Source organism: Psychrobacter sp. Rd 27.2, from assembly GCF_001921755.1.
Taxonomy (GTDB): domain Bacteria; phylum Pseudomonadota; class Gammaproteobacteria; order Pseudomonadales; family Moraxellaceae; genus Psychrobacter; species Psychrobacter celer.
On the sequence record NZ_MRYB01000002.1, the window covers coordinates 217,176 to 230,191 of the forward strand.

Consider the following 13,016-nt stretch of genomic DNA (forward strand, 5'->3'; position numbering starts at 1 on the left):
AGGAGGCTTGCTATACAAGCAAATGCCGCGAATGATTGCTTAGCGCGACAAAGTCTTGGACACTCAGCGTCTCAGGTCTGGCTTGCGGGTCGATGGCACAGGCAGCAAAGTCCGCTTCGCTTAGCGTCGGCAACAAAGTCGAATTTTTAAAGATAGCGCGCAATGTTTTACGGCGTTGATTAAAAGTCTCACGAACGACGATAGCAAAATACTCTTCATCTTCTGCCACCACTGGTTTGTCGATATGCGGGGTCAAGCGAAACACGGCGCTGGTGACTTTAGGTGGTGGATTAAACGCACCGCGTGGCACTGTCAGTAGATAATCGGTATCACAGTGATACTGCATGATGACCGATAGACGGCCATAGGTCTTGCTACCGACATCCGCGGTGATACGCTCAACCACTTCTTTTTGTAGCATAAAATGCATGTCTTGAATGACATCTGCAAAGCTAAGCAGATGAAAAAGTATCGGTGTGGAGATATTATAAGGAAGGTTGCCCACCACCCGCAGCTTACCACGCTCAGCGCTATACAGCTCGCGATAATCGACGTGCATGGCATTGTCTTTGATGATAGTAAAGTTCGGATGGCTGTTGGCACCGATACGGATACGCAGGCTATCTGCCAAATCACGATCCAGCTCCACCACCGTCATCGCATCAACTTCTGCCAATAGCGGCTCAGTCAGCGCGCCCATTCCCGGCCCAATCTCAATCAAATTATCGTCGCGCTCTAAACGAATGCTATCGACAATTTGGCGAATAACGCTGGTATCATGCAAGAAGTTTTGACCGAAACGTTTGCGCGGCTGGTGTTTGGCAGTGCGTAGACTGGAAGCAAGGCTTTGAGCATCAAAAGTAGTTTTGGACATAAAAAGGTCTTAATGGATAAAAGATAAAGGGGTTATAGCGCTATGGCAGCAATGTGCTGACGATATATCAATGAATTATAACACAGCTCTTGACCTCCTCCCCTCCCTAAACGGAGGGGATTCCTACTAAAGACGGCCAAGCCCGACCGCGAGAATGTTTTTTGCTCCATTTTCGCAATATTGTACGACAATGGCTGACGCCTGATATCCACGCCCTAGAAGGACGTGGTTTTACGGCGCTGGATGATAGAATAAAGTTAGACTTTCAAATCACACCAAGTAACACTAGCGCTGTATAGGCTCTAAACATAGTATTGGCCTTTATCAGACAGAGTGCGTCACACCACCATCAACGCGTATGCTCTGACCTGTAATATATCCAGCTGCCTCTGATAATAAAAAGGCAATCGTTGCAGCAACTTCCTCAGCTTTACCATAACGTTCCATCGGAACATTTTCACGGCGCTCATCGACCTCAGGTAAGCTATCGATCCAACCAGGCAAGATATTATTAATGCGAACACCTTTTGACGCATAGTCATCAGAGAAAATCTTAGTAAACGCACTCAGACTGGCTCGAAACGCTGTCGAGGTTGGGAAGGTTGCTGTCGGCTCTGATACCCAAGTCGTGGAAATATTGACAATAGCGCCACCGCCTTGTGCCACCATAATTGGGGTCACAAGGCGAATTGGACGCACCGCACTAAGAAAATAAACCTCCATCCCTTGATGCCAGTCCTCATCGGTAATCTCTAAAATAGGCGCACGTGGACCGTGGCCGGCAGAGTTTACCAATGCATCAATACGGCCCCATGTCTCCATTGCTAGGTCAACTAAGCGCTGTACATCAGAATCGACTAAGTTAGAACCGGTGACACCGACACCGCCAAGCTCTTTTGCTAAGGCTTCACCTCTGCCTGAGGACGATAAGATAGCGACCTTATAGCCATCTTGAGCAAGCTTACGAGCGGCCGCTGCACCCATGCCTGAGCCACCTGCCATAATAAGCGCAACTTTTTCTATAATCATGATTTTCTCCATTAGTGATTGACTTATCTATCATAACTAATGGCTGCAGATATCTCGCATGATATTAAAAGGTGTTAGACTGTAGAAAATCTATCGTCAAATATATTGTCTAAGGAATGACTATGACAAGCGCTTATCGCACTTTACCCTCTTTAAATGCCTTGCGTGCATTTGAAGCAGCAGGGCGTCATTTGAATTTTCGTGCGGCTGCCGATGAGCTTTTTGTGACACAAGGAGCTGTCGCTCAGCAGGTGCGTGCCTTAGAAGAACACATGGGATTTGCGCTGTTTCAAAGGCTGCCAAAGGGTGTAGCTCTGACGGCTCAAGGCGCAATTTACTTTGCAGAAGTCACACGGGCGTTTGAGATTTTAAAAAAGGCCACCACTCAAGCACTTAAAGAACCTAAAACAGTAACCATTAGCGTGACACCTACGTTTGCTACTAAGCTGTTACTGCCCAATCTTTCAGCCCTATCCACCGCTGTTCCTGACGTTGACTTACGTACTGTCGCTACTGAATCTATTGCAGATTTTGATCGTGATCAGGTAGATATAGCAGTACGGCTTACTCGTCCACCATTTCCACCCTCTTTTGATACGCAGTTATTGTTCAAACAAAAACTGGTAGCCGTTGCTAATCCTTATTTTGTTGCTGACATCACATGTCCTATGCCGCTTGAACAATTAAAAGAGATGCCATTACTGCACGATTCACACAATCATTGGCCACGTTTTCTTAATACGACAGATAAACTGCCTGGTGCAGCATTCAACCAAACTGCGCTGGCGTTAGATGCGGCTTTAGCAGGGCAAGGGATTGCAATTGCTTGTCAGGCGTTTGTAAAAGCGGACTTGTTTGCGGGGCGTTTGCTACAAGTCAGTGAATTAGAGTTAACCGTTGAGCCTGATTACTATCTTATTCGTAAACGCACATCAGTATCACGACCTGCTGTCGATGCGGTATGGGAATGGTTTATTGAAAACTTAGCTATTGGTTGATTAGTATGTAATAACTTAATGACTATACCCAAGGGAAGCAGCTAATTTAACCTTCATACCTATTAACAGACCACAGAAAACAGACTGCTACAGTAGAGCTATTTATATTAGATCTTGTTTGATGTCAAATGACAGGTATATTAATGAGTAAGTGACTTCTCAGCCATCTCATTAGCCATATTTAATGCTTGATACAGACTGGTAGCACTGGCACCGCCGCTCCCTGCTAGGTCTAACGCCGTACCATGATCCACTGACGTGCGTATATAAGGCAGCCCCAAGGTTAAATTGACTGTATCGCCAAATCCATGCGATTTGAGCACTGGTAGGCCTTGATCGTGATACATGGCGATGACCGCATCGCAGTTTGCTAAGTGTCTGGGGGTAAACAGCGTATCCGCTGGCATCGCCTCAGAGATATTAACCCCTGCAGCGATAAACTCACGCAATACGGGATTGATAATCTCCATCTCCTCCACTCCCAAATGTCCGCCCTCACCTGCATGTGGGTTTAGACCGCAGACCAATATACGTGGCTGCATCAGACCAAATTTTTCTTGCATATCATCGATGACGATTTGTACTGTTTGCCGCACATTATTAGCGGTGATGGCAGCAGGAATGTCCTTTAAGGCCAAATGCGTGGTGACAAGCGCCACTTTCATGGCTTGATTGGCGAGCATCATCACCACTTTATCGCAGCCGCTTTGCTGCATAAAAAACTCAGTATGACCGCTGAACATGGTGCCATCTGGCAGTCTGATATCGGCATCGATCAGTGCTGACTTTTGTAATGGTCCTGTGATAATGGCCGCGATGGCTTTGTAGGTGGCCAACTGATGGGCAATCTCTAGCTGCTGGGCGACCATGGCCGAATTGCGCGTATTAATTTGTCCACAAACGACGGATTGAGCACAAGGCGTATTTAACAAAATAAACGCATGGCCATCATGAGTATTCATATGCGTTTGCTGTCGCATCTGCTCTAAGAAATTATCAGCTGCTATGTCCAAATCGACAGTTTGCCAGCGCGGACAGCTTCGTAGTACGCCCGCTGCGAGCAACATATCAGCACGCTTTTGCAGTGCGGTATTATCGCCAGTGACCCATATAGGACGCGCAAAGTCTTGTAGCTCACCCTCAGCTGCCAGCATCAGCACGATATCCATACCGATACCAGCAGGTTCACCGGTGGTGATTAATAGCGGCAATTTTTTTTGCATAGTGAAAGCCATCCTGTAGTGATATTAAAATTTTGATTTAATTATGTTTTTATTAGAAAAATCAGATTTCATCGTTAAGTCTAACCTTAAGCATTCTCGCTCATCAAAGACGGTGTTTTTATAGATAATTACTTATAACGTCCGAAAAAAGGGCAGAATGTGTTAAACTTTCGCCTTTCATTGTAGCATTTACTAGCAAGCATTGAGACCACGTTTGGCACCTCTAGCATAACCGTGCGTCGCCTTTGTTTTGTTGCGTCGTTTTGCTGCACTATTACTAAAATAAAAACCTTACCACATACCTTTTTTATAGCATATTTATACCGACTTTTGACACATTAGGCACTCATGGCAGACAACGACAAATCCGACGACTTACTCAATCAGACACCGCCGCATAATATCGATATCGAAAAGGCGCTACTGGCCTCTTTGATGAGTATTGAAGAGGCGTACGACAAGATTGCCGATATCGTCACCAAAGACGACTTTTATGCGGGTCGGCATCAATACATTTTTGATGCGATTGCCCATTTAGCTGCCGTTGGCGAGCCTTATGACACAGTGATGGTCCATGACTGGCTAGAGGCACAAAAACTCCTAAAAAGTGCCGGCGGCGACAGCTATTTGGCAGATATTTTGAGTCAAAGCCCAGCGACCTTATTTAACCTCACCGCCTATGCGCAGCGCGTACGTGAGCTCTCCACCTTACGCCAGCTGATTACCACTGGTAACGATATGCTGGCACTGGCATATAATCCAAAAGACCAAACGGTCAGTGATATTTTAGACAATGTCGAGAGTAAGATATTTAGCATCAATGAGCAGCATAATAAACGTGCCGAGCAGCGTGGGCCTGTCGGCATTACCTCGGTACTGACCAATGTCATCGACCAAATTCAAGAGCTAAAATCCAACCCCGATGGCATGATTGGCTTACAAACACCCTTTGCAGAGTTGAACAATAAAACGCAAGGCTTGCAATCTGGCGACTTAATCATCGTCGCCGCCCGTCCATCTATGGGTAAAACCACCTTTGCCATGAACTTGGCAGAAGGTGTATTGTTTAATGAAGACCTGCCAGTGGTAGTGTTTTCTATGGAGATGCCCGCTGAGTCTATCGTCATGCGTCTGCTATCCTCTTGGGGTGCGATCAACCAAACGCACCTGCGCTCAGGCCAGATGAACGAAGACGAATGGGCGAAGATGATGAACGCCATTCAGCATCTACAATCAAAGCATCTGTACATCGATGACAGCACGGCGCTACCCCCCTCTGAGATGCGCTCACGCTGCCGGCGTATCGCCAAAAATCATGATGGCAAGCTAGGCGCTATCGTGGTCGATTATCTACAGCTGATGAAAGTCCCTAGCCTCGATGGCAACCGTGTGGGCGAAATCTCTGAGATCTCTCGTAGTCTAAAGGCGCTCGCACGTGAGCTTGAGTGTCCGGTCATCGCTTTATCTCAGCTTAACCGTAGTCTGGAAAACCGCCCAAACAAACGCCCTATTATGTCGGATTTGCGCGAATCAGGGGCAATTGAGCAGGATGCCGATTTGATTATGTTCATCTATCGCGATGAGGTTTATAATGAAAACTCAGACCTCAAAGGCGTGGCCGAAATCATCATTGGTAAACAGCGTAACGGGCCCATTGGTACCGTACGTTTGGGCTTTGAAGGCCAGTTTACCCGCTTTATCAACCTAACGCCTGAGTACTATCAAGGTGTCAGTTTTGAAAATGATGAATAACCCCAAACGCTCACGATTGAACATTGAATAAAACCCAAACAAATCATCACGAACCCTAGCCAGTGCGGTATCAGCGCCATTGATACCGCATTGGCTTTATTGCTTCACCCCCTTTTTATCAGGCGTCAGCCATTGTCGCCCAGTATGGCGAACCCCTTGATACCCAAACCCATTGAGATCATAATTAATCCATGAAAACGCTCAAGCTACGCATCAAAGACAAACACGCCGCTCAGCTCAATATCTTGGCTTGGTCGGTCAACTTTGTCTGGAATTATGTTAATGAGCTTAGTTTTAAACATCTTAAGCGCACAGGAAAATTCTTTTCAGCCTATGACTTGGACGCTTATACCAAAGGCAGTGGCGAGTATTTAAACTTGCACAGCCAAACCCTGCAAGCGATTAGTGAGGTTCACGCTAAATCCCGTAAACAGTTTAAAAAAGCCAAACTCAACTGGCGCACCAACAACCCAAAGGCCAAGAGAAGGAGTTTGGGCTGGATTCCTTTTAAAAAGACCGCGATTAAGCATATCAGTACGCGCCAAAGCGGTAAAAAGTCTTTAAAAAGCACCCTGCAATTTAGCTTAGCTAACCGTCAAAAGCTGACCATTGATCTGTGGGATAGCTATAACCTCTCGCTCTACCGCATCAATACTTGCGAGTTGGTACAAGACGCACGAGGCAGATGGTATGCCTGTATCACCGTTAAAGAGTTTCCAAAGATTAAGTGTGGTACTGGCCAAGTCGGTATTGATTTAGGCTGTAAGGATTCAGCAGTCAGTAGTGAGGGTGATCAGCTACAAATCAAAGTCACCCATCAATACACAGAAAAACTGGCCATTGCCCAAAGAGCTAAGAATAAAAAGCGAGTCCGTGCGATACACGCCAAGATCAAAAATACCCGTCAAGATTTGATCCATAAATTCACATCAAAGCTTGTTAAGGCCAACAGCCTAATCGTTGTTGGTAAAATCAAATCAACATCATTCACTTCATCCAAACTGGCCAAATCCGTCTATGACGCAGGTTGGTTTGAAATTAAGCGGCAACTGGATTACAAATGCGCGAACGCAGGTTGCCACTATATCGAAGTCAATGAAGCGTACAGCACCCAAACCTGATCAAATTGCGGCTCTCGCCAAGACAGTCCGAAAGGTAGAGAAGGTCTTGGTATAAGAGTATGGTTTTGTCGTTCTTGTAAAACGACCCATAACAGAGATGTTAATGGAGCAAAAAACATTCTCGCGGTCGGGCTTGACCGTCTTTAGTAGGAATCCCCTCACTTTAGGGAGGGGAGGAAGTCAATCGATGTATTTGCTCATAAAACAAGTTGATTTATCAAATCACGTTGCCAATAAAGAAGCCCATTATGCGTACCATTACTATCAAACCAAAAGCCCTCACTCATAACTTATACCAAGTAAAAAAACTGGCCCCAAATGCTAAAGTACTCGCCATGGTCAAGTCCAATGCCTATGGTCATGGCGTGGCGGCGGTACTGCCCGCCCTGCAGCAAGCCGACGGCATCGGTGTTGCTACTTTGGCAGAGGCTCTAGAGGCACGGCAATTGGGCTGGCATAAAACCATTGGGCTCATTGAAGGCGCCTTTACCGCTGATGAATGGCAGACCGCCATTGCCCAAGATATCAGCTGCGTGATTCACCATGAGCCGCAGCTGATGTGGGCGCTAGACAACATCCCGCCTGCCAGCAGTGCCACGCGCTTGGTTTGGCTAAAATACAATACCGGTATGAATCGCTTAGGGTTTGATGCCAAAGGCGTTATCGATGCGGCGGCGCGGCTACATGCAGGTGGCTATCAGCTGATTTTGACCACTCATTTTGCCAATGCCGATGACAGCAGCCACCCGCTAAATGCGCTACAAATTCAGCGCTTTAACGACATGCTGCAAACCTTAAAAGGAACCGTCAGCGATGAAGTAAAAGGCTCGTTATGTAACTCAGCAGGTATCGTCAATTTTGCAGAGCATCATCATGACTGGGTACGCCCTGGTATTATTTTATATGGTAGCTCACCGGTCGTCGACCAAAGTGCAGCTACGTTAGACTTGCAGCCTGCAATGGAGCTTTGCGCCCAAATCATCGCCTTGCAGACAGTCAGCGCCAATGCTGCCATCGGCTATGGCAGCTTATGGTCAGCACCGCACGATACCAAAACCGCCCTCGTCAGTATCGGCTACGGTGACGGCTACCCTCGCGTCATCAGCAGTGACGCCTATGTAACTGTCATCAATGCCGCAGATCAGCAGCGCTATCGCTGTGCCGTGCTTGGACGCGTGGCCATGGATATGATCGTTATCGATGTCAGCGCGATGCCAGCAGGCCCCGCCTTAAACAGCAAGGTCATCTTATGGGGTGAGGCGCCGCACGTCGATGAAGTCGCAAGCCACGCTGGGACGATCAGCTATGAGCTATTATGTCGCCTGAGCACACGCCCAGCCCGTATAGCCGCTCACTAAATACCTAAACTTGAATCACTGACAGGTTTGGCATCCTGACTGGTAAAGGGTTTTATGTCATTAGCCAGTCTACACGCACAGATGGCATCGAGCCTCTATAGCAAGTAATACCGCAGCCATATGAAAGTGTGCTGACTTGAGAAAATTGGCCGTTTACATTGGGCCTAATTGCGCTATACTAAAAGTTTGTTGTCACCCCAGTGTGCGCGTTGAGCGCTGCTGCACAAGACTGATAACGTTTCACTGACTGCGATCGACTGCTAGGACTACTATGAGTTTGCGCCATTTTTTGACTTTATCTGATTTAACCCAACAAGAACTAGAAACCCTTATCAAACGCGCAAGCGAATTACGTAAGATGCAACATGCAGGCGAGGTCTATCAGCCTTTTGTTGGCCGTACGCTGGGCATGATTTTTGAAAAATCCTCTACCCGTACGCGTATCTCGTTTGAGACCGGTATGGGGCAATTTGGCGGTAGCGCCATCTTTTTATCACCCAATGATACCCAGCTGGGCCGCGGTGAGCCTTTAGAGGACTCAGCCCGCGTCATCTCAAGCATGGTCGATATCATTATGATTCGCACCTTTGGTCACGAAAAAGTCGAGACCTTTGCTGAGTACTCTAGTGTTCCGATTATCAATGCCCTTACCGATGAATTCCACCCTTGCCAATTGCTCGCCGACATGCAAACCTTCTATGAGCATCGTGGCAGTATCAAAAATAAAATCGTCACTTGGGTTGGCGATGGCAACAATATGTGCGCCTCCTACATGCAAGCGGCCAATCAATTTGGCTTTGAGCTGCGCGTGGCCGCGCCTTATGGCTTTGAGCCTGATACCGAGCTAATGAAGCGCTTCTCGCATTGCGTGAGTTTGGTCGAGGATGTACAAGACGCAGCAAAAGACTCGCACCTTATCGTCACTGATGTCTGGGCTAGTATGGGCCAAGAGTCTGAGCAAAACACCCGCGCGCGCCGCTTTGCACCCTATCAAGTAACGCCCTCACTGCTTGATAAAGCCGACCCTGAGGTGGTGTTTATGCACTGCTTGCCTGCGCACCGCGGCGAAGAAATCTCTCACGATATGCTCGATGATCCACGCTCAGTGGTCTGGGACGAAGCAGAAAACCGTTTACACGCGCAAAAGGCACTGATGGAGTTTTTGCTCAAGGATAAGATTAAATTATCGGTTTAACTAATGGATAATCGATTCGTTTAAAAGCACATATTTTTTTAAACAGACAACGAAAAGGCAGATTACTTATAGTAGCCTACCTTTTCTTAGTTTTAAGCGTTAAAAGTTTAACGATAAATAATGACGCCTATTAACGTGTTATCGTTTCAACCCCATTACTACTGGCTTTTAATAAAACATCGGCTTGATTAGCCGCGAAGATACCATTACAGACCACGCCGACAATATTATTAAGCTCTTTTTCAAGCGCAATAGGATTGCTAACATCTAAGTCGTAAGTGTCGAGAATGACATTGCCATAGTCAGTGACAAAATCCTCACGGTAGACTGGCTCACCGCCCATTTGTGCTAGCTGACGCGCCACATAGGAGCGCGCTTGCGGCAAGACTTCGATCGGTACAGGAAACGACCGGCCTAGTATATCGACGCGTTTGCTCTCATCGACCATACAGACGAACTTATTAGACGCTGCAGCGACGATTTTTTCACGCGTCAGTGCTCCGCCGCCGCCTTTAATCAGCTGCAGATGCGCGTTTACTTCATCAGCACCATCGATATAGACATCAAGCTGGCCTGCAAAGTTTAGATCAACAATCTCGATACCTAAAGCCCGCAATTTGTCTTCTGTCACCTGCGAGCTGGCCACCGCGCCAGCAAGCTTGACCTGCGGCAATAGCTCAATCAGACAGTTCACCGTACTGCCCGTCCCTACGCCAAGTATCATGTCATCTTCGATATAACTTAGAGCAGCTTTGGCTGCGGCTTGCTTTTGTGCTTGCTGATCACTCATCATAAATCCTTGGCAGAACAAACGTTTCGTCTTAAAAAATTAAAAGTTAAGAAAGGTAAAATGCGCGGCTATTATAACCGATGACTTCGATATATGTCAGCGTAAAACCAATTCTAATAATGAGGTATTCCTGCCGTAATTGATAACCAATATAAATGACTTTTAAAGTCCAGAGACATGAGGCAACCAAAACACCAAAGCCAACAGCGTGGCTAGTAATACTGGCGGCGTAATGAGCAGGCCGATTTTCATATATTGCCCCCAGCTTATTTTATAGTCTTTCTCTGCTAAGACATGTAGCCATAATAAGGTCGCAAGGCTACCGATGGGCGTAAACTTCGGCCCTAGATCATTACCAATAACATTAGCATAAATCATCAGCTCGCGAGTGGCAGCCGGTACTTGCGCGCTATCGATAGCCAATGCGCCTACCAAGGTCGATGGCATATTATTCATGATAGAGGCCACGATTGCTGAAAGAAACCCTGTCCCTACTGTCGCGATGATATTGCCTTGCCGACCCAGCCAATTAAGTATTTGAGCACCATAAGCCGTCAGTCCTGCGTTACCCAAACCATACACCACCAAATACATACCCACAGAAAACAAGACAATTTGCCAAGGCGCGTGACGTACCACATCAGACACCGAAACAACCGCCTCTCGCCCGCCCTGCCACCAGCGGCCAGCGATGGCCATTAATACCAATGCCGCCGCTCCCGTGACGAGGGAAATGGGCACACCTAATGACTCGGTAGCAAAATACGCAATCAACAACAAAGCAAGTAGCGGAAAAGCGGCTTTAAAAACTAACGGATCTTCGATAGCGGATGCTGGTACGCTAAGATGGGCAATAGAGTAATGCGTTGGGATTTGGCGAGCATAGACCACCCACAGCACTGCTAATGTCGCGATGACAGAGACGATGTTGACCGGCACCATGACCGCTGCATAACGCCCAAAGCCAATATCAAAATAATTGGCACTGACAATATTGACCAGATTAGAAGTCACTAACGGCAAACTTGCGGTATCAGCGATAAAGCCTGTAGCGATGATAAAAGCTAATGCCGACGGCGGCGAAAACTTAAGCCGTAGCAAGATGGCGATGACAATCGGTGTCAAGAGTAATGCCGCGCCATCATTGGCAAAAAAAGCCGAGATAAACGCGCCCAATATGACAATCATGGGAAACAATAAGCGTCCTTGTCCATTGCCAAGTCTGGCTACATGGAGCGCCGCCCAACCAAAAAACCCCGCTCTATCTAAGATAAGCGAGATGATGATCAATGCCACAAAGGTAAAGGTCGCATCCCAAACGATGTCCCATACCACAGCGACATCGGACAATTGCACCACGCCAAAAGCCAAAGCGATTAAAGCCCCGCCCAGTGCGCTCCAACCAATACCCAAACCTTTAGGCTGCCATATCACTAAAATCAAAGTCACGATAAAGATAATGAATGCGAGCATGGAGCAACCTTATTTACAGCGTGTTGATTATAACTAGGAGAGATTACAGCGACTTTTGATTGACGCGCTGTGATAGCTCTTCGGCACTTTCCACCCGCTCAGAGTATCTATCGGTCAGATAGGCTGAACGTCCACGAGTCAACCACGTAAACTTCACGAGCTCCTCACAGACATCGACAAGGCGCAGATATAAAGGCGACATATCCATGCGATTATCATCGTTAAATTCTAAAAACGCCTTAGGAATCGAGGATTGATTGGGGATAGTAATCATCCGCATCCAGCGCCCCAGAATACGCAGCTGATTGACAGTATTAAAGCTTTGACTGCCACCGCTGACTTGCATTACTGCCAAGGTTTTGCCTTGGGTTGGGCGTACGCCGCCCAGTGCAAGCGGAATCCAATCGATTTGTGCTTTCATAATGCTGGTGATGCTGCCGTGACGTTCTGGACTCACCCACAGCATGCCTTCTGACCACTGCGCCAGCTCGCGCAGCTCTTGAACCTTTGGATGATCGCTATCAGCATCATCTGGCAGCGGCAACCCTGATGGATTAAACATCCGCACCTCGCAGCCGTACCAACGTAGTAGTCGGCTCGCTTCCTCAGCCGCTAGCCGAGAAAATGAGCGCTCACGTAACGACCCATATAACACCAGTATCTTAGGCGGATGACGTGGGTCAGTTGGCGCAACCAATGACTCAATATCGATCGGTTGTAATTGACTGGCATCAATATTGGGCAGGTCATCTAACTTTAATAAACCCTCTGCTTGAGGTTGGTTTTTACTGGCTGTTGTCATGATAAATCGTCTCGCCGTCTTCTTTTGTAAAGCTGCTCACTGGGTTTTCTAACAATTCAAACACCCGCTCTGATGGTCGGCATAAGGCTGCGCCCTTATCCGTAACCACGATAGGACGATTGATTAAGATAGGATGCGCGATCATCGCATCGATAATATGGTCATCAGACAGCTCAGGGTTATCTAAGCCCAGCTCATCATTAACGGCTTCTTTGCTGCGTAACAGCTCTCTTGGCAAGATATTCATCTTTGCCAATAGCGCAACCAGCTCGTCACGGCTCGGCGGGTTTTTTAGATACTCCACCACTTCTGGCTGCTCACCTGATGCCTTTATGATGGCAAGCGTATTGCGAGAGGTACCGCAGTTTGGATTATGAAAAATTAATGGTTTCATAGCGATA

General features: G+C 47.2%; 11 protein-coding genes and 1 pseudogene. 5 read left to right on the forward strand and 7 right to left on the reverse strand.

The features are described from left to right. Positions 1 to 10: 10 nt before the first annotated feature. A complete protein-coding gene (rsmA, locus tag BTV99_RS03195) occupies positions 11 to 874 on the reverse strand; it encodes a 16S rRNA (adenine(1518)-N(6)/adenine(1519)-N(6))-dimethyltransferase RsmA (protein WP_075100917.1) in 864 nt (287 codons plus the stop codon). Positions 875 to 1,198: 324 nt separating this feature from the next. Then, entirely contained in the window at positions 1,199 to 1,900 is a 702-nt protein-coding gene (locus tag BTV99_RS03200) for an SDR family oxidoreductase (RefSeq protein ID WP_256713722.1), read from the reverse strand. A 125-nt stretch (positions 1,901 to 2,025) separates the two neighbouring features. On the opposite strand from BTV99_RS03200, the gene BTV99_RS03205 reads away from it, so the two are divergent. Then, entirely contained in the window at positions 2,026 to 2,901 is an 876-nt protein-coding gene (locus BTV99_RS03205) for a LysR substrate-binding domain-containing protein (RefSeq protein ID WP_075100919.1), read from the forward strand. Between the two features lie 140 nt (positions 2,902 to 3,041). On the opposite strand, the gene pdxA is transcribed toward BTV99_RS03205, so the two are convergent. Continuing rightward, on the reverse strand, positions 3,042 to 4,124 hold the full coding sequence (pdxA, locus tag BTV99_RS03210; RefSeq protein WP_075100920.1) for a 4-hydroxythreonine-4-phosphate dehydrogenase PdxA: 1,083 nt from the start codon (positions 4,122 to 4,124) through the stop codon (positions 3,042 to 3,044). Between the two features lie 348 nt (positions 4,125 to 4,472). On the opposite strand from pdxA, the gene dnaB reads away from it, so the two are divergent. The 4 genes and pseudogenes from dnaB (at position 4,473) to argF (ending at position 9,550) form a co-directional block, all read left to right on the forward strand. Next, positions 4,473 to 5,876: a replicative DNA helicase gene (gene dnaB / locus BTV99_RS03215; protein WP_075100921.1), complete on the forward strand. Its 1,404-nt coding sequence runs from the start codon at positions 4,473 to 4,475 to the stop codon at positions 5,874 to 5,876. Between the two features lie 191 nt (positions 5,877 to 6,067). Beyond that, a pseudogene (locus BTV99_RS03220) lies at positions 6,068 to 7,164 on the forward strand (RNA-guided endonuclease InsQ/TnpB family protein). A gap of 81 nt (positions 7,165 to 7,245) precedes the next feature. Then, positions 7,246 to 8,355, forward strand: a complete 1,110-nt coding sequence (gene alr, locus BTV99_RS03225; RefSeq protein ID WP_075100922.1) for an alanine racemase — start codon at positions 7,246 to 7,248, stop codon at positions 8,353 to 8,355. Between the two features lie 271 nt (positions 8,356 to 8,626). Further along, positions 8,627 to 9,550 carry an ornithine carbamoyltransferase gene (argF, locus tag BTV99_RS03230; RefSeq protein ID WP_075100923.1) on the forward strand — a complete coding sequence of 308 codons (924 nt, stop codon included), beginning with the start codon at positions 8,627 to 8,629 and terminating at the stop codon, positions 9,548 to 9,550. A 130-nt stretch (positions 9,551 to 9,680) separates the two neighbouring features. On the opposite strand, the gene rpiA is transcribed toward argF, so the two are convergent. The 4 genes from rpiA to arsC all read right to left on the reverse strand — a co-directional run bounded on the left by rpiA (position 9,681) and on the right by arsC (position 13,009). Beyond that, positions 9,681 to 10,340, reverse strand: coding sequence for a ribose-5-phosphate isomerase RpiA (gene rpiA / locus BTV99_RS03235; protein WP_075100924.1), 660 nt, complete (start codon positions 10,338 to 10,340; stop codon positions 9,681 to 9,683). Positions 10,341 to 10,502: 162 nt separating this feature from the next. After that, positions 10,503 to 11,813 carry an arsenic transporter gene (locus BTV99_RS03240; RefSeq protein WP_075100925.1) on the reverse strand — a complete coding sequence of 437 codons (1,311 nt, stop codon included), beginning with the start codon at positions 11,811 to 11,813 and terminating at the stop codon, positions 10,503 to 10,505. Between the two features lie 43 nt (positions 11,814 to 11,856). Beyond that, positions 11,857 to 12,615: an arsenical resistance protein ArsH gene (arsH, locus tag BTV99_RS03245; RefSeq protein WP_075100926.1), complete on the reverse strand. Its 759-nt coding sequence runs from the start codon at positions 12,613 to 12,615 to the stop codon at positions 11,857 to 11,859. Beyond that, a complete protein-coding gene (gene arsC / locus BTV99_RS03250; protein WP_075100927.1) occupies positions 12,599 to 13,009 on the reverse strand; it encodes an arsenate reductase (glutaredoxin) in 411 nt (136 codons plus the stop codon). Before arsC ends, arsH begins: the two co-directional genes overlap by 17 nt. Positions 13,010 to 13,016: the final 7 nt, after the last annotated feature.

Excerpts from the sequence above, each read along its gene's own strand:
- rpiA (WP_075100924.1), bottom strand. The coding sequence starts at position 10,340 with ATGAGTGATCAGCAAGCACAAAAGCAAGCCGCAGCCAAAGCTGCTCTA.
- alr (WP_075100922.1), top strand. The coding sequence starts at position 7,246 with ATGCGTACCATTACTATCAAACCAAAAGCCCTCACTCATAACTTATAC.
- dnaB (WP_075100921.1), top strand. The coding sequence starts at position 4,473 with ATGGCAGACAACGACAAATCCGACGACTTACTCAATCAGACACCGCCG.
- pdxA (WP_075100920.1), bottom strand. The coding sequence starts at position 4,124 with ATGCAAAAAAAATTGCCGCTATTAATCACCACCGGTGAACCTGCTGGT.
- arsC (WP_075100927.1), bottom strand. The coding sequence starts at position 13,009 with ATGAAACCATTAATTTTTCATAATCCAAACTGCGGTACCTCTCGCAAT.
- BTV99_RS03240 (WP_075100925.1), bottom strand. The coding sequence starts at position 11,813 with ATGCTCGCATTCATTATCTTTATCGTGACTTTGATTTTAGTGATATGG.
- BTV99_RS03205 (WP_075100919.1), top strand. The coding sequence starts at position 2,026 with ATGACAAGCGCTTATCGCACTTTACCCTCTTTAAATGCCTTGCGTGCA.
- argF (WP_075100923.1), top strand. The coding sequence starts at position 8,627 with ATGAGTTTGCGCCATTTTTTGACTTTATCTGATTTAACCCAACAAGAA.
- arsH (WP_075100926.1), bottom strand. The coding sequence starts at position 12,615 with ATGACAACAGCCAGTAAAAACCAACCTCAAGCAGAGGGTTTATTAAAG.
- rsmA (WP_075100917.1), bottom strand. The coding sequence starts at position 874 with ATGTCCAAAACTACTTTTGATGCTCAAAGCCTTGCTTCCAGTCTACGC.